This window comes from Paenibacillus tianjinensis (assembly GCF_017086365.1).
GTDB lineage: Bacteria > Bacillota > Bacilli > Paenibacillales > Paenibacillaceae > Paenibacillus_AQ > Paenibacillus_AQ tianjinensis.
Window position 1 is genome coordinate 2,990,493 of the sequence record NZ_CP070969.1, and the last position, 23,642, is coordinate 3,014,134.

Annotated in this window: 19 protein-coding genes and 1 pseudogene; 16 read left to right on the top strand and 4 right to left on the bottom strand. The window is 48.2% G+C overall.

Going from position 1 to position 23,642, the window contains the following annotated elements; all coding sequences use genetic code 11:
• The first annotated feature begins 2 nt into the window (after window positions 1-2).
• The 9 genes from JRJ22_RS13220 (at window position 3) to JRJ22_RS13260 (ending at window position 9,688) form a co-directional block, all read left to right on the top strand.
• Window positions 3-1,337, top strand: a complete 1,335-nt coding sequence (locus JRJ22_RS13220) for a sensor histidine kinase (protein WP_232381132.1) — start codon at window positions 3-5, stop codon at window positions 1,335-1,337.
• 14 nt (window positions 1,338-1,351) lie between these two features.
• Window positions 1,352-1,570 (top strand): SHOCT domain-containing protein, encoded by a 219-nt coding sequence (locus JRJ22_RS13225; protein WP_206104863.1) that lies wholly within the window; start codon window positions 1,352-1,354, stop codon window positions 1,568-1,570.
• A gap of 52 nt (window positions 1,571-1,622) precedes the next feature.
• On the top strand, window positions 1,623-3,056 hold the full coding sequence (locus tag JRJ22_RS13230; protein ID WP_206104864.1) for an MDR family MFS transporter: 1,434 nt from the start codon (window positions 1,623-1,625) through the stop codon (window positions 3,054-3,056).
• A 20-nt stretch (window positions 3,057-3,076) separates the two neighbouring features.
• Window positions 3,077-4,552 (top strand): LTA synthase family protein, encoded by a 1,476-nt coding sequence (locus tag JRJ22_RS13235; protein ID WP_206104865.1) that lies wholly within the window; start codon window positions 3,077-3,079, stop codon window positions 4,550-4,552.
• A 124-nt stretch (window positions 4,553-4,676) separates the two neighbouring features.
• Window positions 4,677-5,312, top strand: a complete 636-nt coding sequence (locus tag JRJ22_RS13240; protein ID WP_206104866.1) for a LysE family transporter — start codon at window positions 4,677-4,679, stop codon at window positions 5,310-5,312.
• Between the two features lie 122 nt (window positions 5,313-5,434).
• Window positions 5,435-5,623 (top strand): hypothetical protein, encoded by a 189-nt coding sequence (locus JRJ22_RS13245; protein WP_206104867.1) that lies wholly within the window; start codon window positions 5,435-5,437, stop codon window positions 5,621-5,623.
• Window positions 5,624-5,986: 363 nt separating this feature from the next.
• Complete coding sequence (locus tag JRJ22_RS13250; RefSeq protein ID WP_206104868.1) at window positions 5,987-7,081, top strand: GerAB/ArcD/ProY family transporter; 1,095 nt, start codon at window positions 5,987-5,989, stop codon at window positions 7,079-7,081.
• The gene (locus JRJ22_RS13255) at window positions 7,078-8,490 is read left to right on the top strand and encodes a spore germination protein (RefSeq protein WP_206104869.1); all 1,413 of its coding nucleotides are present in this window, start codon (window positions 7,078-7,080) and stop codon (window positions 8,488-8,490) included. The genes JRJ22_RS13250 and JRJ22_RS13255 overlap by 4 nt, the downstream gene beginning before the upstream one ends.
• Window positions 8,480-9,688: a Ger(x)C family spore germination protein gene (locus JRJ22_RS13260; RefSeq protein WP_206104870.1), complete on the top strand. Its 1,209-nt coding sequence runs from the start codon at window positions 8,480-8,482 to the stop codon at window positions 9,686-9,688. Before JRJ22_RS13255 ends, JRJ22_RS13260 begins: the two co-directional genes overlap by 11 nt.
• A 130-nt stretch (window positions 9,689-9,818) precedes the next feature.
• Here the strand turns inward: JRJ22_RS13260 and JRJ22_RS13265 are convergent, their stop codons facing one another.
• Window positions 9,819-11,036, bottom strand: a complete 1,218-nt coding sequence (locus JRJ22_RS13265) for an NAD(P)/FAD-dependent oxidoreductase (protein WP_206104871.1) — start codon at window positions 11,034-11,036, stop codon at window positions 9,819-9,821.
• A gap of 154 nt (window positions 11,037-11,190) precedes the next feature.
• On the opposite strand from JRJ22_RS13265, the gene JRJ22_RS13270 reads away from it, so the two are divergent.
• Window positions 11,191-12,012, top strand: a complete 822-nt coding sequence (locus tag JRJ22_RS13270) for an acyltransferase domain-containing protein (protein WP_206104872.1) — start codon at window positions 11,191-11,193, stop codon at window positions 12,010-12,012.
• 17 nt (window positions 12,013-12,029) lie between these two features.
• Here JRJ22_RS13270 and JRJ22_RS13275 read toward each other — a convergent pair whose 3' ends face one another.
• The gene (locus tag JRJ22_RS13275) at window positions 12,030-12,509 is read right to left on the bottom strand and encodes a ferritin-like domain-containing protein (protein WP_206104873.1); all 480 of its coding nucleotides are present in this window, start codon (window positions 12,507-12,509) and stop codon (window positions 12,030-12,032) included.
• Between the two features lie 125 nt (window positions 12,510-12,634).
• On the opposite strand from JRJ22_RS13275, the gene JRJ22_RS13280 reads away from it, so the two are divergent.
• Window positions 12,635-13,633 (top strand): sigma-70 family RNA polymerase sigma factor, encoded by a 999-nt coding sequence (locus JRJ22_RS13280; protein WP_332461383.1) that lies wholly within the window; start codon window positions 12,635-12,637, stop codon window positions 13,631-13,633.
• A gap of 136 nt (window positions 13,634-13,769) precedes the next feature.
• Here JRJ22_RS13280 and JRJ22_RS13285 read toward each other — a convergent pair whose 3' ends face one another.
• Window positions 13,770-14,687 carry a dihydrodipicolinate synthase family protein gene (locus JRJ22_RS13285; protein WP_206104875.1) on the bottom strand — a complete coding sequence of 306 codons (918 nt, stop codon included), beginning with the start codon at window positions 14,685-14,687 and terminating at the stop codon, window positions 13,770-13,772.
• A gap of 97 nt (window positions 14,688-14,784) precedes the next feature.
• On the opposite strand from JRJ22_RS13285, the gene JRJ22_RS13290 reads away from it, so the two are divergent.
• The 3 genes and pseudogenes from JRJ22_RS13290 to JRJ22_RS13300 all read left to right on the top strand — a co-directional run bounded on the left by JRJ22_RS13290 (window position 14,785) and on the right by JRJ22_RS13300 (window position 19,152).
• A complete protein-coding gene (locus tag JRJ22_RS13290; protein ID WP_206104876.1) occupies window positions 14,785-15,543 on the top strand; it encodes an IclR family transcriptional regulator in 759 nt (252 codons plus the stop codon).
• A 46-nt stretch (window positions 15,544-15,589) separates the two neighbouring features.
• Window positions 15,590-17,557, top strand: a pseudogene (locus JRJ22_RS13295) (YjhG/YagF family D-xylonate dehydratase).
• Window positions 17,558-17,559: 2 nt separating this feature from the next.
• A complete protein-coding gene (locus JRJ22_RS13300; RefSeq protein WP_206104877.1) occupies window positions 17,560-19,152 on the top strand; it encodes a glycoside hydrolase family 43 protein in 1,593 nt (530 codons plus the stop codon).
• A 270-nt stretch (window positions 19,153-19,422) separates the two neighbouring features.
• On the opposite strand, the gene JRJ22_RS13305 is transcribed toward JRJ22_RS13300, so the two are convergent.
• Window positions 19,423-19,839, bottom strand: a complete 417-nt coding sequence (locus JRJ22_RS13305) for a VOC family protein (protein WP_206104878.1) — start codon at window positions 19,837-19,839, stop codon at window positions 19,423-19,425.
• Between the two features lie 263 nt (window positions 19,840-20,102).
• On the opposite strand from JRJ22_RS13305, the gene JRJ22_RS13310 reads away from it, so the two are divergent.
• Window positions 20,103-21,443: an ABC transporter substrate-binding protein gene (locus JRJ22_RS13310; protein ID WP_206104879.1), complete on the top strand. Its 1,341-nt coding sequence runs from the start codon at window positions 20,103-20,105 to the stop codon at window positions 21,441-21,443.
• Between the two features lie 94 nt (window positions 21,444-21,537).
• The gene (locus JRJ22_RS13315) at window positions 21,538-23,613 is read left to right on the top strand and encodes an alpha-glucuronidase family glycosyl hydrolase (RefSeq protein ID WP_206104880.1); all 2,076 of its coding nucleotides are present in this window, start codon (window positions 21,538-21,540) and stop codon (window positions 23,611-23,613) included.
• Window positions 23,614-23,642 lie beyond the last annotated feature (29 nt).

Consider the following 23,642-nt stretch of genomic DNA (forward strand, 5'->3'; position numbering starts at 1 on the left):
GTTTGAGCAGAAAGTTACTTATATCCCATGCGGGTGTGGCTCTTGCTGCGCTTCTATCCATTGTCCTGCTTGTCAACATAGTCATGAACATCTCCTTCAACCAATATCAAAGAAACCAGGAAGAGGCGGAAATACAAAGTTTGCTGGAAGACCTGAAGGATGCTTATCATGAGTCTTCCGGCCAATGGAATCCAAACGTATGGATGATCATTTCGCACCAGGCGATGGTTAGTGAATATATCGTTCGTGTTTATGACATCAATCGACAGTTACTTTGGGACACTAGCCAGATGGGAATGCAAAGACAAGATGCTTCTCTGCTATTGCAAGATTCCATTACAAAAAAAATTGTTAAAGATAATCAGCAGGTGGGAACATTAGCGTTCCAATCATTGAACAAAACATCGCAGAGCCTGAATCAGCAGTTTCTGCGAATGTTTAATCTATTGTTATGGGCCGCAATGTTTCTCGTTATAGCCGGTACGTATCTGTTTAGCCGCTATATGGCCAAAAGCATTAGCCAGCCTCTTTTAGAGATTAAAGATATTGCTTCGCGGATGAGGCAGGGAGATCTCACTTCCCGGGTTGAAGTGTTAAATCACAATAATGAGATTGATGATGTGGGGCATGCCCTCAATCATTTGGCTGACGGGCTTGAAAAGCAAGAGCGGTTTCGGAAATCACTGACCGCCGACGTGGCACATGAGCTTCGGACACCCCTAGCAACGATACAAAGCCATTTGGAAGCCTTTCAGGATGGCGTTTGGGAACCGACACCGGAGAAGCTTCAAGTGTGCCATGACCAGGCTCTGCGGCTAGTCCGCCTTATCAGTGATTTGGAAAATCTGGCTAACGCAGAGAATCCAATGATTCAGTTGAAGACTGAGGTTATATCCCTTAATGAGCTTGTAGAAGAGTCGTTAAATACTGTATCCAGCCAGTTTTGGCAGAAAGAACTTTCAGTTGACCTGATAAGTATAAATGACGTCTGGATCACCGGGGACCGTTCGCGGCTTGTTCAGGTGTTCGTCAATCTGATAAGCAATGCATACAAATATACGAGTGCTGGACGAATTCAAATTGAAGTGTCCCAAGAGAAAACAGAGGCCGTCATTATTGTATCCGATACGGGGATGGGGATACCTGAAGATGAACTTCCCTATATCTTCGAACGTTTTTACCGCGGGGAGAAATCACGGAACCGGAAGACTGGCGGGGCAGGAATAGGTCTTGCTGTTGTAAAAGCAATTGTGGATGCTCATGGCGGAGCTATCAATATTGAGAGTGAGCTTCATAAGGGGACTACAGTCCATGTTCGTCTCCCAATCGTTCGATGAATGGAGGAGACCCTATGATGATGGGTTATGGTTTTGGGTTCGGTATGTTTGGATTGGTCATCAATTTCTTGCTGATACTAGGTGTAGTTTATTGGGTAATAAAATGGGTTAGGGGAGGAGGGGAATCACGTATTGATGACAATACGCCAGAGAGAATCTTGAATGAACGATTTGCTAGGGGTGAAATCACGGAAGAGGAATATCTGCGGATGAAGAGCATCCTCCGGGACTGATTCACATTACACCTGTACGATCGTAACCTGTGCATAGGAGTGAGACCAAATAATGAAGAAATACAATACGAGGGCTATCATGGCGTCGCTGCTGATTTGCGGGTTCGTCGGCATGTTCAGCGAAACAGCCCTTAATATTGCGATAAGTAATTTAATGGATGTGTTCAAAATTTCCGCGGCGACCGCGCAGTGGCTGACGACAGGCTTCTTGCTGACGCTCGGTATACTGATGCCAATGACAGGTTGGTTACTGCAGAGGTTCACGACCAGACAGCTGTTTATCGCTTCGCTTGCCAGCTCAATCGTGGGTACTTTAATTGCAGCACTCGCTTTTAATTTTGAAATGCTGATGCTGGCTCGCGTCTTACAGGCGGTGGGTATGGGATTGTTAATACCGCTCATGTTCAATACGATACTTATTGTATATCCGCCGGAGCAGCGCGGAGCGGCCATGGGCTTCGTCGGACTTGTTATCATGTTCGCGCCGGCAACCGGTCCTTCTGTAGCAGGTCTGCTAATCGAATATTTCACCTGGCATTATATTTTTTGGCTGTCGCTTCCGTTTTTGATCGTGGGGTTATTGGTGGGGCTGAAGTATTTGGATAATGTTACCGAGATCACAAAGTCCCGCATCGATGTATTGTCTGTCATACTGTCTACAATCGGCTTCGGCGGGGTAGTGTTCGGGTTCAGTAAAGCAGGGGAAGGTGAAGGGGGCTGGACTAGTGCAGTCGTGATGTCTTCCATTATCATTGGGCTGATTGCGCTCGTATTATTTGCCTTGCGTCAGAATGTGATGCGTGAACCGATGATGAATCTGCGCGTATTCAAATATCCTATGTACATCGTTGGATTGGTGCTTGTGCTGGCATGTATGATGATCATCTTGTCGAGTATGATTATTCTGCCGTTGTTCCTTCAGAACGGTATGGGACTAACTGCATTTGCCGCCGGCCTCATGCTGCTTCCGGGCAGTGCGTTGAACGGTATTTTATCGCCGCGGATGGGGCGTTTGTTCGACAAATATGGTCCGAGAGGACTTGTCATTTCAGGCCTCATTATTGTTGTGGCAGCGTTATGGTTCTTCTCCGGTATATCCGTTGTATCTTCTGTGGCTTTCCTAGTGACGCTGCATGTCGGACTTATGGTAGGAATCTCTATGGTATGGATGCCGGCGCAAACGAATGGCCTGAATCAACTGCCCCCTGAGCTGTACCCACACGGTACGGCAATAATGAATACCTTGCAGCAAGTCGCTGGGGCAATCGGCACAGCCGTCGCGATCAGTATTCTTACAGGCGGCATGCAGAATTACTTGCATAGTTCCTCCGCACCGACAGAACAGGCCGAATTAGCAAAAGCACTGACCTTCGGTTCCCAGAATGTGTTCATATTCGCGATGATTGTCACATTAATCGGTCTCTGTACCTCATTCTTCATTCGCCGCGTAATCGTTAAGCACGCAATGATGAACTCTCCACATTAACGATTCCCTGGACCTTCCCTATGGTTCAACTCAAACAGCAGCGTCTGACCATGACTTTTCATGGGATTGACGCTGTTTTTTTGTACCCAAATCCTCCAAAGCTGCATAATTACAGCTGTAAGAACCACAATAAGCAAAGCAGCATGAAGCAAAAGAAAGGGAATCCAATGCTACGTAATTTACTCTTCAGGAGAACAGCTATATTGCTGATGGTCTTTCTCTTCAGTATGGCTGATATGAAATTCAAAACATTAAGCGGCCCAATTCCAGTCAAAATGTTTGAATATAAGAAGGTCAGTCAAAAGGCTTACTTCGGTGCTGGAAAAGGATATAACCTGATTGTAGTCCAGCTTGAATCATTTCAGAATTTTCTTGTGAATCTATCGGTCCAAGGGCAGGAAGTAACTCCAAATTTAAATAAGCTAGCGGCCAAAAGCTTCTATTTCCCTAATGTTTTTTCACAAATAGGGCGGGGGAATACCTCAGATGCCGAATTTACGAGCAACACTTCTATTTACCCGGTTGGTGATCCAGCCATGTCGTCCAGATACGCTGACCGCGACCTTCCCAGCCTAGCAAAGCTACTGCACGCCAAGGGGTATATTGCTAACACTTTCCATGTTAATGAGGTAAGCTTTTGGAACCGGGACCGGTTGTATCCGGCATTAGGCTTCGATAAGTATTATGATAAACCCTATTTTAAGCAGGAAATCTTTAACCGTTATGGAGCCTCTGATGAAGAGTTGTATACGGTAGCTATCGAAAAGCTGCAGTCTTTGCATCGAAACAACAAGCTGTTTTATGCACAACTGGTTACTGTATCGAGTCATTCTCCCTTTAATATACCTAAGGCCAGCAGGAGATTGAAGTTAAACCCGGACCTGAACGGAAAACTACTGGGTAATTATCTGACGGCTGTTAACTATGCGGACTATGCGCTTGGCACCTTTATTGAGAAGCTCAAACATGCCGGGCTTTGGAACCAGAGTGTTCTGGTCGTATACGGGGATCATTTCGGACTAAGCAAAAAGAAATATAATCCCGAGAAGATCAGCCAGACCTTTGGCATCCGTTATCACAAGCAGATCAGCACCCTAAACATTCCGCTCCTTATTCATCTGCCGGGGGAACACTCCGGACAAAGAGTTGAGCTTACGGGGGGGCAAACAGATATCCTCCCCACGATTGCAAACCTTATGGGAATTGATTTGAAAAGCTTAGGATTCACAGCATTCGGTCAGGATTTGCTGAACACTAAGCACAATACAATTGGAGTCCGGTATTATTTGCCGTCCGGCTCATTCTTTAATGATGAAATCCTATTTATTCCCGGTAAAAAGGGGTTTGAGGACGGGACAGCGACCTCCATTAAAAACTTCAAAAAAATAAAAAACATTGCACCCTACAGAACTGAATATGAGGAAATGATTAAACGCATGAAGCAATCTGATAAGTATGTTAAACAACTTCCTGTTCAAGTTAAATTGGAGCCTTAATGTATTGCTATAAGTCCCTTGGAAAAGCTGTCCAACATGGGCATTGTTTAGGTACAAGATGTATGATCCGCTGCTCCAGAACATAAAGTGTACAAGGTTACCTTTTATGGGGGAGTGAGGAAGGTTGAGCGTCCAGTTGCTTCTAAGTTATATTTTCTTGGGTTTAACATTAGCTGCGCCCATGGGGCCGGTAAATTCTGCACGTTTAGACAAGGGAATTAAGAATGGATTCTGGAATGCGTGGAGTGTCGGGGCCGGTTCGATGATCGCTGACGGCATATTTATGCTGCTTATTTATCTTGGAATGGTCCGGTTTCTGAATATGCCAGAAATTCAAATTTTTTTATGGCTTTTTGGAGGATTAGTACTGGTCTATTCCGGGGTGGAGAGTATTAGCACTGCTAACAAAGTTGATATTCAAGCCACTATGCGCAATAAAGAGTCGTTAACCAAAAGCTTTATGACCGGTTTTATGGTGTCGATTACAAGCCCGTTGTCTATTTTGTTTTGGCTTGGCATCTATGGCTCCATTTTGGCAAAAACCGCTTCGGCTTATGGTACCGCACACCTGTTCATTTACAGCAGTATGATATTCTTTGGGCTGGCGCTCTGGGATCTGACTGTAGCTTCTCTGACAACGGGGCTGCGCCGTTATTTGAACGATCATATGCTAAAGTGGGTTTCATTGATTTCAGGCATCTCTCTGATCGGATTCGGGGTCTATTTCTGTATACAGGGGATTAAAGCGCTGGCAGGTTAAACAATGCTGGATTATACGATTACATAAAGGATTGTGAATTTCTTGCATAAGCTGGGCGTTATAATGGAAAACTTCTGTAGTGTGAATCAACAGATTGATTCGATTTCTTAGGAGGTTACACGATGACAACTCAGGATCCGCAAGAGCTTCTTAAGCTTAAGCATGAGCAGGATGACGAAAAAAGGCAGTTCACAAACTTTGCCCGGGCTGTCTCCGCCCACGGTGAAGTAGAAGCAGGTCAGGAAAACAGTAATGACCGGCTGCCTGATGATCAAAACCGTATGAAATCCGTGGAGAACAGACAAATTTAAGGAATACAATTAAGCCGATCCCCCAAAGGATCGGCTTTTAAAGGTTAAACCCCATACATAATAAGGAGTTCATAGGATCAAATTAACATTAACTCAAGTGAACGGGGGATGCTGCATTGATTTTTCTTGGCATTTTCATTCTAGCGATTATGGGGACAATGCTGGTGGTGTTCCTTGACGTATTAGTATATCGTTTTTCATTCCAATCTGCATTGCTACACTTATACTTCATTCCTACTAATTCTTCATTTCGCTGGTTTCTTGGGGCTGCTCTCTTAACGGCTGGGGGGACCGACTTGAAAAACTCGGCTTTAATCAGGCGTTTAGTCTTCATGCTGTCGAGAAAAAGGGGGTGAGACCTCAATGAAGACAACCCGCCTTCAACCCTTTCACACATTTACAATCATGACTGTCTTTCTGCTGGGTACCTCCATTATTTTTGGAACTCCCCGGTTGGTAGAGGACACATGGATTGTAGACCTCATTACCCTTGTTCCTTCCTGCGCTTTATTCATGTTATATACCCGACTGTTAGTGGCTGGTAAGAGTAACGACCTATATTCGCTTTTATTTAAAATATGGGGACGTTTACTGGGCCAGGTTCTTGTATTAGGTTATACCGTGTATTTTTTATATATCGCCTCCCGGAACATACGCGACATGATTGAGTTAGTCAAGACAACACTTCTTGGGAGTACCCCTGAGGAATTGCTCATTCTCTTGTTCATTCTAGTCATTGCTTATGCTTCAGCCGGAGGACTATCTACGATTGGCCGTGTAGCCATCCCTGTTTTGGGTATGGTTCTCTTTTTCTTTCTCCTGCTTGCGGTTTTTCTCGGTTTCAGTGGATCATTGGACACCGAACGCATTCTTCCGCTACTCTCCAAAGGGGTCTCACCTGTAATTAATGCTACATGGAGAAGCACGATATGGTTTCCCTACGGAGAAATTATCGTGTTTCTCGTATTTGTGAATGGACTCGGGAGCCCAAGACGATTTCGGAAACTGGGATTAGCCGCGATGATTTGCAGTTGCTTCGTGCTAACCTTCTCTAGCCTCCTGCAGATCTGTACACTCGGGAAGGAGAACATGAAATTCTCGGTCTTTGCATTATTGGACGCAGCAAGACAAATCAACATTGGCGACTTTATTACCCGTATGGATGCGCTGGTGGCGTTTATTATCTTCTTTAGTGTTCTTGTAAAATGTTCGATCTTTTTATACGCTGGCACGAAGGGTGCCGGTTTAGTATTTAAGAAAAGCTCTAGAAAGTTCACATTACCATGTGCGTTCCTTATTGGCGGCTATTCCATTTTAGTTACGAACAATTATGGTGAACATATCGAGGAAGGTTTGGAACATGTCATCTACTGGTTGCATATACCGATGCAGCTGGCTATTCCGGCTGCTACTCTGCTTCTTGTCTGGATTCGTAACCTGAAGGGAGAAGAATTATGACTACAGATGAAATAAAGCCAAGTACCGTAATTAATATGGAGTCTGTAAAAGAGGAAATCGAACGGCGTTTGGGAGGAACCTCTGATTTGGCATCCGTAACGGTTAGGATTTTTGGAGAAATAGGGGTGTTTAGCTATTTGACCTCAATGACAAATACTGCTTTTCTAATGGATAATGTAATAAAACCACTCACTCACGCTGCGAGCCCCGTGGATAAACTCCAAAAGAACCAGTGGCTTGATCGAATCCGAGAACAGTATTTGCCGGGTTTAACCATGGAGGCTTCCAATGACCCAGAGCATTTCACAGACTTAATAATGAAAGGTTATGCCGCTTTATATCTCTCCGGTATGACAGAAGTGTTAATGATTGATATCAAGGAACTTGAAACACGCGCTGTTACGGAGCCGACTACACAGAGTGTAGCCATTGGCCCTAAGGATGGGTTCACCGAAGCAGCGGATACGAATATCAGCTTAATCCGGAGGAAGATTCAGAACCCAAACCTGCGCTTTGAGAAATATGAACTTGGCGAGATGACAAAGACGTCTATTTACCTCTCCTATGTAGATGACTTAGTTGAAAAGGACGTCTTGAATCAAATCCGCGATAAAATTCAAGAGCGAAAAATGGACAGTCTGTTCGCTTCCAGTAACCTTGACACCCTGTTCCAGTCCAAAGAAATTTCGTTGTTTCCGACAGTCTATGCCAGTGAAAGGCCAGATAATATTTGTAATGGTTTGATGGATAAGCGTGTCGCCATTATCGTTAACGGTAGTCCGTTCGTGCTAATGCTTCCCTCACTATTTAATGATTACTTCAGATCACCTGAGGATGTCTACCAGTGGTTCTCCTTCGGTGTTTTTATCAGGTACCTGCGATATTTGTCCTTTCTGATCTCACTCTGTATGCCGGCGCTCTATATCTCAATCACTTGTTATCATCAGGAGCTGATTCCGACCCTGCTGCTCACGAGCATAGCCGCCCAGCGGCAAGGAATTCCATTCCCGGTTGTTTTTGAGGTTTTGGTGCTCGAGATCACATTTGAGATCCTTAGAGAAGCCGGAACCCGCATGCCGCGCATTATCGGACAATCCATCTCGATTGCAGGCGCGCTGGTACTTGGACAAGCTGCTGTTTTGGCGGGATTTGTATCAAATGTCAGCTTAATCGTTGTTTCGTTAACGGTTATTTCAGGCTTTGTATCCCCAATCTACAGCTTTGGTGCAAGAATACGTTTATTCCGATACGGGCTTATCGTACTCGGTTCCATCCTTGGTTTGTTTGGCGTCTTCCTTTCAGGTGCGTTTTTGTTGATTCACTTATCGCGTATCGAACCTTTCGGGATACCCTATCTAACATCCAGTCTTACGAAGCGCGCAAAAAAGGGGGAGCGAAATGCTGCGTAAAGGTTTAATTCTAGTTATGGCGGCTATCCTATGTCTGCTTCAAAGCGGCTGCTGGGATTGGGTGGAGGTGAACCAGTCCTCGATGTTAACCGGAATGGCGATTGAGCCTGGGAAGAATGGAATGTTAAAGCTCACCATGGAAGTGTTAAATCCCGCCGAGGCGCAAAGAGTACAAAACGGCAGTGGAGGGCCGCCTACACTACTATATACCATGGAAGGAAAATCAATCAGTGAAGCATCTTCCCGGATGAATGAGATGGTTGAACGTAAAATCATCTTCTCTCATATTCATATGGTTATCATTGATGCAAGCATTGCGCGGAAGGGATTAGATCAGATTATTGATGTTCTTCAGCGATCCCGCTTCGTGCGCGAGGACGTGCTGTTACTCATTGCCAAAGATACACCGGCATCAGATGTACTGAAGATCATGTACCCAAGTGGTCAATATGCGAGCTGGAAACTCAGAATGCAGATCATTCATTTTTACCGTTCTTGGGGCGGCACTCCGAAAAGTACATTGTATAACTATACAGATGCAATGTTGAATGAAGGAAGGGAGCCTGTTCTCGCAGCAATTTCTGTAGAAGGGGACGTCAACAATAGCGACAACAGCAAAGCTACAACGTCATCTATTCCTAAAGCAATCGTCAAATGTGCAGGTTCCGCCGTGTTCAGAGGCGACAAGCTCATGGGTTTCCTTTCGGTGCCAGATACAAGATTGTTAAACCTGATTAGAGATAAAATTACAGGAACGAGTTTTGCATTTCCGGCTGATAACAAGCAAGGTATCGCAACGATTCGGATGAACCCGATACACACAGCCATGGATGTAACATTGAATAACGGGCGCCCGCATGTGAAATTATCCATTGCAGGAGAAGGCCATGTGAGCAGCATTGATACAGATTTGCCACTTGATACTGCGGCAGGGTATCGACGACTGGAACAGCTGGAGTCTAATTACCTGAACGAACAGGTTAAGTCCACTATTAGCCGTGTACAAAAAAAGTTTGGTGTGGACATTTTTGGATTCGGTGAATATATGAACCGGCATCACAATTCCCAGTATAAGCTTGCAAAGAAAGATTGGAACGGTCATTTTAAAGAAGCTGAAATCGAGGTTTCCAGCAGAATTTCCATTTCCCGGTCAGACTTGAAAACTAAGAGGTTAAACAAACCGGATGCCGGGCAGTGAACTTGACCAATTTGTACGGGAATACAAGTTATCTTAATGAGATTACGAAAATAAAAGCGATAAGAAAGCCCTTACCGGGCTTACCTATCGCTTTTATTCTTAGAAAGGGAAACGTTATCCTGATCACCGTCTAGCTTCCTACAAGAGGTCTGCTTTGCAGGTAGATTTCCAAATCCGGGCTGGATCCGGTTAGGATCTTGTCCGAAACAACTTTGGCTAAAACTCCGTTATATACGGTTCCGTTATCTCCATAAGCCATCAGGATATAACAATGAGGATAGGTCTCGTATTGGCCGATGACAGGCAGTCCGTCATGTGTTCCTCCGTAAAAGGCTCCTAAAAAGTATTCCGGTATGGCCTGAATGTCCGGGAATAGATTGTTAAACGCGCGAAGGAGCTTGTCCTTGCTTGCAAGGATTTTAGCATCCCTTGTTTCAGCGTAAGTTGTATCCTTATCCATTCCTCCAATAATAACCCGATTGTCAGCGGTCGTACGCATATATACATAAGGGCGTGCTGTTTCCCATATCAAGGTTCTTTTATGCCAGCTTGAAAAATCGGTGATTGGCTTCGTAATAACGGCATAGGAGCTTGACAGCGTAGCATTTTTTTCGGTTTTGAAGTCGCTGTCTTCATAACCGGCTGCGATGATGACATGTCTGGCCCGTATTACTCGCTTGTCTTTGGTGTAAAACAGGGCATAATCCTGTTCGAAACGCCTGCCTGTTATTTCCGTATTTTCATAAATCAATCCGCCCTGTGACTTTACTTTCTCAAGAAGCCCGTAAACAAATTTAAGCGGATTCATCTCTGCATCGTCATGATAGTACAGTGCTGCTTCTTTTTGAAAAGGATAATGACCCGATATCCGCTGAGCATCCCAGAGATCTACTTTAAACCCGTATTTCCTAAGAAGAGCATGTTCTTCGGTTAATTCAGAAATATCCTCCTTGGAGCTTGCGTAATACAGGCTGTCCCGTCTTATAAAATCCGGATCAAGGGGTAATTGACGGCTTACCCGCTCAATGTCGGTAATAGACTGCTCACATAGTTTTAGATGACGCGCAGCCACCTCTTCACCAAAAGAGTGGCTCAGTGATACAAAACTTTTTTCTCCGGCATATTGAATCAAAGCGGTATTGCTGCTGGTACTGCCTTCTCCGGCTCTTCTTTTGTCGACTACAACGACGGTCATCCCTTGTTCACAAAGGATTTTTGCACACTGGGCGCCTGAACTTCCCGCACCAATGATTAGTACATCACAGGATATATCTTCTTCGAGCTTCGGATACGAAGGGGGGGTAACAACCGTTGTCGGCCAGTACAATTTTCCACTTTGCAGGTCCATATCAAGCCTCTCCCTTATTCATATTTCGAGTCTTAGTATGGACACTTTTCTGTGACTCGATGCAGAACATTCATAACAGAGAGATATTACTACGGAAAACATATATAATGATGGGTGAGGTTACCGGCTAAATGATCACTAAAGGAGAATATAGATGACGACTTTAAAAGAAGTGTGTGAACGTATTAGTTTACCGGATCCAATGAAAAGAAAAGTGCTTGAATGTGCAGGCGAATTCGATGAGAGAACAACAGAGTCACTTTCTGCCACCCTCTATGATCCATCATCCTGGGAAAAAGAAATTAAAGAAATAGCCGGGGTTCTAGGAGAGGATCCGGATGGGAGCAAAATGCTCACCTTTATGCTCCAGAGGGCAGCAGATTCTCATAAGGAGTACGAAAAAAGAGGAATAAGCGAGCGCATTTTTACAGTTACGATGAAGTTTTGTACCCGTTTCATAGAGGAACATTACAAGCTGTACGGAACTTATGCATTCACCTGGGCTTGGTGGTTTCCAAGACAGATTTCACTTCGCGAATTCCGGATTGGTGCTCTAGAATATGAAATGATCGAGCAGGAAGAACAGAAATTAATAAACATACATATCCCCTCAGATGCGGATTTGGGGAGGGAGAGTTTGCGGAAGTCCTATGAGGAAGCCAGAGGATTTTTCGCCGAATACTATCCGGAGTATAGTCAGTCGGATATGGTATGTGATTCCTGGCTGCTATCTCCTGTCCTGACTACATTGTTACCTGAGAACTCCAATATAGTGAACTTTCAAAAGGCATTCGAATTAACACATGTAGATCATTCTAATGACAGCTCTATCAGATGGGTATATGGAAGAACTGATCTTCCAATACAAGAACAACCGGAACATACATCCTTACAGAAAAAAATCAAAACCTATCTGTTGGGTGGCGGCAGCATTGGCGCAGCCAAAGGAAGACTGCAGGAAGAACCCTGGACATAAATGGAAGTTTAAGTGAATCACCACTGATTTCCAGCTAAGTTCTGTAGCAACAGATTATTATACTTTGCCGCATGCTTTTGTTCATCGAGAATAATACCATACAAAGTGTCCTTATAAACGCCATAAGGTAGGCCGAACCAGATCTTCCGATACTTTTCTACTGCAGACAATTCACCTTGAAAAGCTTTTTGCAACCCTGCAATATACGAATGAACATGTTCTGGAACTTCGTTGCTAACTCCTGTCACTTCATGTCCAGTTAATTCTCTGTACATTTGCCGAAACATTTGATTATGCCCTCGTTCATCGTTCCGAATAGAGGTAATAACTCCAGCTTGTTTCTGGTTAGGTGTGAGACGAATAAGCTCGTCATAAAAAAGTTCATCATTTCGTTCCCCTTGAACTGATGTCCTCATTAATTCAAGCGCGTCTTGCGTTGAGGTTGCCCAAACAGGAACGAATTGCGGTCTGAACCAATACGGATAAATCATATTCATGAGCGTAGCCCTCCGATAATGTAAGTAATTTCACTCTCAATTATATGCACAAGAGCCTAGTGTGTGATTAATTCTGGGTTTCGGTTGATTTATCATATTTGAGGCTATCTGCTTCATTGCCTATAATGAAGGTACCCCCTTCGGGGAGATCGTTAAGGGAGGCCGCGATGAACGAAAGCGCATTTGACGAACCATTATTTGCAAGCTTGAAGCCGGGCTTAACCTCGTTCTGTTACCGAATGCTAGGCTCCATGGACGATGCGGACGATGCCGTCCAGGAGACTAGTATTCGGGTCTGGCAGAGCTGGAGCACGTTCAGACAGGATTCCTCGTTCAAAACTTGGGTCTATCGAATTGCTTCCAATCTATGCTTGGACAAGCTGAGACAATCCAAACGCCGCGCGCTTCCCGTTGACCTGTTCGACGAGGCCGTCGCCATCGTCGAGCCGCGCGACACGTTGCCGAACTCTGCCTGGATCTGGCCGTCTCCCGACTTTGGGGGCAATCCGGAGGATCAGCTCGTCCGCAGAGATACCCTTAAACTGTGCTTCATCGCTCTCCTGCAGACCTTGCCTCCGCGGCAACGCGCGGTACTCATCTTGAAGGATGTATTTGAATGGTCCTCCAAGCAGATCGCGGAAACATTGGCGGTATCGCCGGCAGCGGTGAACAGCGCCTTGCAAAGAGCCCGGGAGTCGATGGACCGGGCGCAGCTTCGCTCAGATGAGCTTAGCAGCATGGACGTTCACCCGGAGCAGCAACTGCTCTCCCGATATGTGGAGGCCTTCGAGCAATTCGATATTGCTGCGCTCGTCGCGTTGTTCCACGAGGAAGGCTGCATGTCCATGCCGCCCTTCAAGATGTGGATCCGCGGCAAGGAAGATTTGTCCGCCTTCTATTCGCTTACTCGCTGGCATTGCGAAGGTTCACGATTGGTGCCCATTACGGTGAACGGCGGTTATCCGGCGTTAGCCCAATATATGCCGGATAAAGAGGGCTCTGGCCTAGTACCCTGGGGCATCCATGTCATCGAAACCAAAGACAATCAAATCTTGCACGTTCAAAACTTCATTCACCCGCCATTATTTACGCGATTTGGGCTGCCTGAGCGAATAGACCAATGAATCCTATACCGAACAAAACTAATCATCACGAAGAAGACGCCGGAGAACATGCCCGGCGTCTTTCTTTTTGAACCCTAGTACGCTCCGTTAATCTTAACTTTGTGCCACATTTTAGGGGGGCATTGAGGTGATGCTGTCAGCCTGAATAAGGGATATCTGCCATGGTAAAGATTTGTTTCAGCTGCTCTTCGTTCTCCGGACTCCACGGATTGGCCGGAGAATGGCTGTAGGTGGGGATAGCGATCCCTGACAATCGAACGGCTTCCTTGATGGTCGGAATAAAGGGTTCATCCAGCGCATAGAGCGGAGGGATCCGAACCAGCTTTCGGTGATATTCGAGCACTTCCGCCAGGTCATTATTCAAGTAGCTTCGATACAAACCGAGCATAAGCTGAGGGGCAAAATTGGCACTGGCTGCAATCGCACCGGCGCCTCCGGCCGCAAGAGTGGGCAACAAATACTCGTCGAAACCGCAGAAGACGGAGAATGACGGATTTACCTCCTTGACCAGAAGAATCATATGACGGATATGGCTTAGCTGATCCACTGTTTCCTTGATCCCAACCACATGGAGGTATTTCGAAGCAAGCCTTCTGACAAAGTACGGGCTCAAATCCTGACCGGTAAGCGCAGGGAAATTATACAGCATCAGCGGCAGCTCCGACGCTTCCGCGACGGCTTCGTAATGTGCGTACAATGCTTTTTCGCTCAGCTTGCAGTAATAAGGATTGATAACGACAACACCCGTTGCTCCGCTTTGGGCGGCATGCCTGGTAAGGCGAATGGTTTCGGCGGTAGTATTGCTGCCTGTTCCAATCCAGACCGGGAGGCGGCCGTCGGTGCAGTTTATGCAGAATTCTGCAATCTCTTCCCGCTCCTTGGCATCAAACTGGTTGAATTCCCCGGCTGTTCCCAGGAAGAACAAGCCGTGAACCCCGTTGTCGATCAGGCTGTCGATCAAGAGCTTCATTCCGGGACGATCCAGTTGCCGGTCTTCATTCAGTATGGTGGGGACAGGGGGGATGATGCCCGTATTTGTATGAACAATATCCATTTGTTTTTGCCTCCGAGTTTGATATTATAAACATATGATTATTATATTGAACCTATTGGAGTTTATCAATGGTTGATTAGAGAGAGGAAGTTGTAGGATGGACCGTAAATATTGGGTTCCCGCACTGGAAAGGGCTAATCTGATACTGACTGCGATTTCCCGGCATCCCGGAGAATTCAAGATGACTGATCTGTGCGAGACCACAGGGATTAATAAAAGCTCCATGTTCTCCCTGTTGCGGACGATGGAGACGCTGAACTGGGTGAAGCGCAATGAAGAAGACGCCTATGTCCTGGGAGCGGGAATAGCATATTTCAATACGGCCTTTAATGACTTTAGTAAACGGAATTACAATCTTGTGGAGCGTTTCTTGCAGGCGTCCGTGGATAGTGTCAAGGCAGTGGGCGAAACCTTCCAGCTGTCCGTTCTGGACCGGAATGAAATTATATATCTGGCCAAGCAGGAGGGGGCATCCCTGGTGAAACTGGAATCAAGTCCGGGCATGCGCTTTCCTGCCCATGCCACAGCGATGGGGAAGATGATGTTGGCGATGCTCCCGCCGCAGGAGCTTGAGAAGAGGTATCCGGACAGGATATTGCCCACGGTAACATCCAATACGGTAACGGACTGGGAGGATTTCAGAGTAATGCTTACTGATATCCGGAGCAGGGGCTTTTCTGAAGATCATGAAGAGATTATCCAGGGCATTTGCTGTGTGGCAGCACCGGTGACAAATGTTTCCGGCGACACCGTTGCGGCAGTCAGCACCTCGATGATGCGCCATGCCTATCTGGAGAAGCAGGAAGAAGCTATTCATGAGGTTATCCGGCTGGGAAAGAAGCTGTCCCAACTGTAAGCTGCAGAGATCGTTCAACATTATTGGGGAGAAAGAGGGGCTTGAATTGGAGATCAGTTTGCAAGAGATTATGCGGGAAGCTGAGGGGCATAAGGTACATACAGCGGCAGAAGGACCGTCCGGCAGCCTGCCAATAACAGGCGACATGCTGCGGAGCGCTCCGAGCGGAGAAATCTTCGGAATGTCACAGAATGCGGGTATGGGGTGGAATCCGCTATTTCTGAATTCACCTCAGTATCTCATTCTGGGCACCATGGGAGGCATCCGGCGGGAGGATGGAAGCCCGCTTGCTCTGGGGTATCATACCGGCCATTGGGAGATCGGATTAATGATGGAAGAAGTAGCCCACGAGATTACAGAACGTCAGGGGATTCCGTTTGCGGGCTATGTCAGTGATCCCTGCGACGGGCGTTCCCAGGGAACCACTGGCATGTTCGATTCCCTGCCTTACCGGAATGATGCAGCTATTGTGCTGCGCCGTCTAATCCGTTCCTTGCCATCACGCAAGGGGGTTCTGGGTGTGGCTACCTGCGATAAAGGGCTGCCTGCTATGATGCTGGCCCTGGCCGGTATGCGTGAGCTGCCGGGAGTTATCGTTCCGGGAGGCGTATCCCTTCCGCCAAATCAGGGGGAGGATGCCGGTAAAGTGCAGAGCATCGGCGCAAGATTCAGTAATGGTGAACTGTCGCTGGAAGATGCAGCTGATCTTGGATGCCGCGCCTGCGCAACTCCAGGAGGAGGATGCCAATTCCTGGGGACTGCAGCTACGGCACAGGTGGTTGCCGAAGCATTGGGCATGTCTGTTCCCCATTCTGCACTTGCCCCATCTGGCCAGCCAGTGTGGAAGAACATGGGGAGACAATCTGTCCGCGCGCTGCTGCAAATGGAGCACAGCGGATTGGTGATGAAGGATATACTGACCGAACGGGCGATTCGCAATGCCATGGTCGTTCACGCTGCATTCGGCGGCTCCACCAATCTGCTGCTTCACCTGCCCGCAATCGCACATGCCGCCGGGCTGCGGGTTCCGACCGTTGAAGACTGGAATGAGGTCAATCGCATGGTACCACGTCTGGTCAGTGTACTGCCCAACGGACCGGTTCCACATCCGACGATCCGTGTTTTCCTTGCAGGAGGTGTTCCTGAAGTTATGCTGCATCTGCGCCAGCTGGGACTTATTGATGATACAGTCCTTACAGTGACAGGTAGAACGCTTGGAAAGAACCTGGACTGGTGGGAAACCTCAGCAAGACGGCAGGAAATGCGATCCCGTCTGAGAGAAGCCGACGGGATCGATCCCGACAGTGTAATCATGAGCCCCCAGGAGGCGAAGCTGCATGGAATGGCTTCCACAATGACTTTTCCTACCGGAAACCTCGCACCGGAAGGCTCGGTTATCAAATCGGCAGCCATCGATCCTTCGGTCCTCGATAATGAAGGCGTCTAAAGACATACAGGAAGAGTCAAAGTGTTTACAGCAGAGAAGGATGCCATCCGCAGCATCAAGCTGGGGCTCATCCAGCCTGGAGATATCCTCGCCGTAGTCGGACGTGGACCCAGCGGAACCGGAATGGAAGAGACATACCAGCTGACCTCTGCGCTGAAACATCTGCCTTTTGGCAAGCATGTGACTCTGATTACGGATGCGCGATTCTCTGGCGTATCCACGGGAGCCTGCATCGGCCATATCGGGCCGGAAGCACTGGCGGGAGGACCGCTTGGCAGGCTCAGGGACGGTGACTGGGTAGAGGTCATAGTCAATACGGTCAAGCTTGAAGGAAGTGTACATCTGGTGGGCGACGGCGAACTGCCGGGCACTGTGGAAGACGGAGCCAAGCTTCTGGCTGAACGGTCTGCTCATCCTTTCCTGGGCGTAGATCCGGATCTGCCTGATGACACCAGACTGTGGGCAGCGCTGCAAGCCGCTAGCGGAGGCACCTGGCAAGGCTGTGTCTATGATACCGACAAAATCATTGCCGTCCTCCAGGCAGGCCGGCAAGCACAGGAGCGATAATCATGAACAATAATGTCATACACAATCCGATTCTCCGCGGCTTTCATCCGGACCCGTCTATCTGCAGGGTCGGCGAAGATTATTACATTGCCACTTCCACATTTGAATGGTTTCCCGGGGTGCGCATACATCATTCCCGTGATCTGGTCCATTGGCGTCTGCTGACCCATGCACTTACACGCAAATCGCAGTTGAATATGGAAGGCAACCTGGACTCCGGCGGGGTGTGGGCGCCATGCCTTACCTATGATAACGGCGTCTTCTATCTGATCTACACGGATGTCAAGAGCCGTCAAGGCGCGTTCAAGGACACGCCTAATTATTTGGTCACCGCTACCAATATTGAAGGTCCCTGGTCTGAGCCGGTCTATCTGAACAGCAGCGGATTTGACCCCTCTTTGTTCCATGACACCGACGGGCGCAAATGGCTCGTCAATATGCTGTGGGATCACCGTACGAATAAGAACAGCTTCGCAGGAATCGTACTTCAAGAAATTTCTGTAGACCAACAGCGTCTGATTGGACCTGTGTATCCGATTTATAAAGGGACAGAGCTGAAGCTAACAGAAGGACCGCATCTATACCATAGAGATGGCTGGTACTACCTCATTACGGCAGAAGGAGGCACCCAGTATAATCATGCAGTAACGGTTGCCCGTTCACGGAATATTGAAGGTCCCTATGAAACCGATCCCCGCAATCCGGTATTGACCTCAGCGGGCAACAGAGACTGGGAACTGCAAAAGGCTGGACATGGCTGCCTCGTCCATACCCATACGGACGAATGGTACATGGTTCATTTATGTGGCCGGCCCGTCAAGGAGAAGTATTGCACCCTGGGCCGGGAGACAGCCATCCAGCGCTGTAGGTTTACAGATAAGGGATGGCTGGAGCTGGCGGATGGAGGGTCTTTGCCCGCTGTTGCCGTTCAGGGTCCGGAAATCGCAGCCCACCCGTTTCCGGCACCTGCGGAGAGAGATGATTTTGACCTTCCCGAGCTGGATGTCCGCTGGAGTACCCTGCGTGTTCCCGCGGATGAGAGCTGGCTCTCGTTGAAGGCGCGTCCGAGTTATCTGCGCCTGCACGGGAGAGAGTCGATGAGTTCTATGCACCGGCAGAGCCTGGTTGCCCTGCGCCAGCAGGCGTTTGATTGCAGTGCTGAAACCGAAGTGGAATTTGAGCCTGAGCATTTCCAGCAGATGGCCGGACTTATTGTATATTATGATACGAAAGATTATATCTATCTTGCGGTTACCCATGATGAAGAGCTGGGGAAATGTCTGGGCATTATCCGGTCCGTAGACGGCGTGTATGAAGATTCTCTGTGTGACTGGATACCTTTGCCCTCCGGTGCAAGCTGCCGGCTGAAGGTTGTCATCGAGCAGGAGAATGCCCAGTTCTACTACAGTAGTGCAGACAGTGGTGCGAGCTGGGAGAAAATCGGTCCGCTCCTCGATATTTGCCATTTATCTGATGATTTCCCGGCATATATCAGATTTACGGGGACCTTTATCGGCATGTGTGTACAGGACTTGGCAGGGACATTCCGCCCGGCAGATTTTAATTATTTTGAGTACAAAGAGCACATAGTCTAAGTTACTGCAAAGGCCGGTTAACCAGATGTCTCTGGAAACCGGTCTTTTTAATCATGATGTCCTCGTTTAATCCGTTCTTTTTCCCCTCTATCTGTTCCCATCCAGTGCGAATATCCTCAATAACAAATTCAAGGAATCTGCTGCGGATGAAGAAAGCCCCTTTACTCGTAGTAAAGCTGAAAAGAATGCTTAATTACTTTCATCACGAAGAAGACGCCGGGGAACATGCCCGGCGTCTTTCTTTTTGAACACTAGCACGCTCCATTACCCTTAACTTTGTGCCGCATCCATGTTCATGTAGTTAATAGCCCACAGATGGCCGTCCAGGTCCACGAAGCCCCAGTGATACATGAACTCATGATCTTCAGGTTCAGCGTGCAGTTTCCCACCCAAAGAAAGCGCGGTATTCACAATTTCATCGACCTTTTCCCGGCTCTCGAAGGCAAGTGCGATCGTCATCTGCGCATACTTGCTCGTATCGACAGATTCTTTCTCTGTGAGCGTATTAAAGAATGCTTGATTGATCAGCATGACCTGCAGGTTGTCGCCGATCACGATGGCTACCGAATTCTCGTTATCGGGGAATTGCGGGTTGAGCTCGAATCCGAGTCCGGTAAAGAACGCTTTCGATTGTTCTACGTTTTTCACAGGCAGGTTGAAGCTCGTGAATGCGGATGTTAATGCCATTTTCAAAACACCTCTTTGTCAAATTAGGTTGTGTTCATTAATGCCTTCATTTATATAGACGACAGCCGATTCGAGAATTCATTGGTCTCATGAGTACGGAAGCCTGAATATTGAAAAATTGTGCAATGATAAAAATTGAACCTCATGCAATTTTTCGTGCGATTTTAAAATAAATCGTGCATCACCCTCATATGAACTCTCGTATATAATTGTTACTATTACGGTGTAGCGGGATACTAAAGAATATATTAGGAGGGTTAAAGATGTTGAAATGGAAGCGTTCTCTCACAGTGCTGGCCATGACGGCCTTGCTGGGAACGATGGCGGCCTGCGGCGGCAATGGAAACGGAAATGGGGCCACAAACAAGGCAGAGCCTACTACCGAGCCTGCCAGCACTACTGCAGCGGCGACGGCAGCACCCAGCAATGAGCCTGTTAAACTGCGTATTATGTGGTGGGGATCCCAGCCACGACACGAGGCTACCTTGGCTGCGCTGGACTTATACACAAAGAACAATCCTAATGTTACCTTCGAACCGGAATATTCAGGAATGGATGGATACCTGGATAAATTATCGACACAGGCTGCAGCGAAAAATGCACCGGATATCGTTCAGCTTGATCCGGGCTGGATGCCGGACTGGATGTCACGGGGCCAGTTAGCCGACCTCGCACCTGAAGTGGATGTCAGTAAATTCGATGCCAAGCTGCTGTCCGGCGGACAGCTTGACGGCAAGCAGTTCGCGGTTCCGCTTGGCTCGGTAGCCTTCGGAATGGTATACGACAAGGCAGCCATGGATAAGCTCGGTATTGCAAATCCGGCTAACGGCTGGACATGGGATGATTTCTTCGCGCTGGCCAAGGAGTCCAAATCCAAACTGCCTGAGGGGCAATATTTCACCCTGGACTATGGCGGCAACTACTTTATGTACTCGGCCTACCAGTACGCCAAAGGCAAGGGGCAGGTCATTACAGATGACGGCCACTTTAATGTCGATCAGGCAGCCTATCTGGAATGGACCAAGAAATTTGAAGAGCTGCGCAAGGAAGGCCTGGTTCCTCCGGCGGATGTAAATGCTTCCGATAAGGAAAATGATCCGCAAATGGACCTGCTGGCAGCAGGTAAGGTTCTGTTCCGGTACAGCTTTTCCAATAACCTTGGTACCTGGGACAGCATCAAGCCGGGTGCTTATGCCCTGGTAACGATGCCGCGTGCGGAAGAAGCGGGCGGCTGGCTGAAGCCATCCATGTACCTGGCCGTTTCCGAAAACTCCAAGCATGCTGAAGAAGCCAAGAAATTCATTAACTGGTTTGTAAATGACCAGGAAGCAGGAAATATTCTCAAGACTTTCCGCGGCCTTCCGGCCAACAAGGAAATTGCAACGGCTCTGGAAGCAAGCATGAGTGATCTGGATAAGGTTGGTTTGGGCTTGCTCCGCGCTACAGAGCCGGACGGCCAGACCTGGTCGGCTGGAGCCGGCGGCTGGACCAACTTCGTCGACAAAGACTGGGTACTGGTACGTGACCAGCTCAGCTTTGGCAAAGTGACACCGGAGAAAGCCTTTGAGCAGCTGAAGGAAGCGGCGCAGGCTTACGAAAAATAGTTCCAGAACGAAAGGCCCGGAGCATTTTGTTCCGGGCCTTGCCGTTACTCGGAACGTCTAAAGTAAATTGAGAGTAGAGGGAGGATATAAGAATATGGAACATACTGTGCATTATCATCCGGGAGACGGATATCTGGCCTGGCTGCAATACCGCCGGCCTGCGGCTGGAGGGACGGGACGTTATCAAGAATACAATCGGATCGTTGCCGCTGGCCTGGACGATACCGTGCTTCGTACGGCTGCGGACGAGCTGGCTCAAGGTCTTAAGGGAATTACAGGAAGAGAGATTTTGGTCTCGGAGACAATGGCGGCGTCCCCAAGTATCATTATTGGAACCTTCGGTACAGGCTCTTTAGTTGACGGATTCTTCAGTACGGAGGTAAGCTCTGCTGTTAAAGCGGAGGGTTACGCCATTCAAACCGACAGCCAGACCGGCAGTATTGTTATCGGGGCGCTTACCCCTGCAGGTGTATTATATGGCGTGTTCCATTTGCTGCGGATTATGGGGACAGGAGGTTCTGTCCGGCAGTTGAATATTCTGGAGAATCCGGCCAATCAGCTGCGCATGATCAACCAGTGGGATAATATGGACGGGAGTGTGGAGCGGGGGTATGCCGGGCAATCTGTCTTTTACGAGAATAACCGGGTCACAGGCAATCTTGAACAAATTCAGGATTACGCCCGCTTGCTGGCTTCCACCGGCATCAATGCGATAACGATCAATAATGTGAACGTCCACCAGACCGAAAGCCGGCGCCTCACAGACTTCCTGCCGGATGTGACGAGGTTGGCAGCCATTTTCCGCAGCTATGCCATCAAGCTGTTTCTGAGTATTAATTACGCCAGCACAATGGAGATCGGCGGTCTTGAGACGGCAGATCCCCTGGACCCTGAAGTCCGGGAGTGGTGGCGAAGAGCAGCATCTGCTGTATATGAAGCTATCCCTGATTTCGGGGGATTCCTAGTCAAAGCCGATTCGGAGAACAGGCCTGGGCCGTTCACCTACGGCAGAGATCATGCAGACGGGGCCAATATGCTGGCTGAAGCGCTGCAGCCATATGGCGGCATTGTTATCTGGCGCTGCTTCGTTTACAACTGCAAGCAGGACTGGAGTGACCGTGGCACCGACCGCGCAAGGGCAGCCTATGATCATTTTCAGCCCTTGGACGGGCGCTTTATGGATAATGTCATTCTGCAGATCAAGAATGGGCCGATTGACTTTCAGGTAAGAGAGCCGGTCTCCCCGCTGCTGGGGGCTATGCCGCAGACGAATCAGGTCATTGAATTCCAGATTGCCCAGGAGTATACCGGCCAGCAGCGCCATGTGTGCTATCTGGTGCCCCAGTGGAAGGAAATCCTGGATTTTGATACACAGCTCCAAGGGGAGGGGACGACTGTCCGGCGCATTGTGGATGGTTCCGTTCACGGCAATCCTTACAGCGGCTTTGCAGCCGTCTCAAACATAGGTAATGACAGCAACTGGACGGGCCATCTGCTTGCACAGGCTAATTTATACGGTTACGGACGCCTATCCTGGAACCCTGGGCTGTCTGCCGATGAAATTGCCGGGGAATGGATTACCCTGACTTTTGGCTTTGCTACAGACCAAGAGCCGTTTCAGATTCTGTTAAGAACCTTCATGGAATCCTGGGAGATCTATGAATCGTACACAGCCCCGCTAGGTGTCGGGTTTATGGTGAACCCTGACCATCATTACGGGCCTAATGTGGACGGATATGAGTACTCCATGTGGGGCACCTATCATTTTGCAGACTGCCACGGGATTGGTGTTGACCGCACAGCAGCTACAGGTACGGGGTATACAGCCCAATATGCGCAGGCCAATATGGAATTGTATGAATCCCTTGACAGCTGTCCGGATGACCTGCTGCTGTTCTTTCATCATGTTCCGTATACGCATGTGCTGCATTCGGGTAAGACCGTGATCCAGCATATTTATGACACGCATTTTGAAGGCGCAGAGCGGGCATACGGGCTGCTGTCTGACTGGAAGCTTATGCAGGGACAGGTGGATGAACAGGCGTACAGTCATGTAGAAGCGCGTCTTAGGGAACAGGCGGCCCACAGTAATGAGTGGCGGGATCGGATTAACACGTACTTCTTCCGGAAAAGCGGTATACCCGACCAGCACGGGAGAACAATCTATTAATGTATTGCGGGAAAGAGGCGGAGCAATCC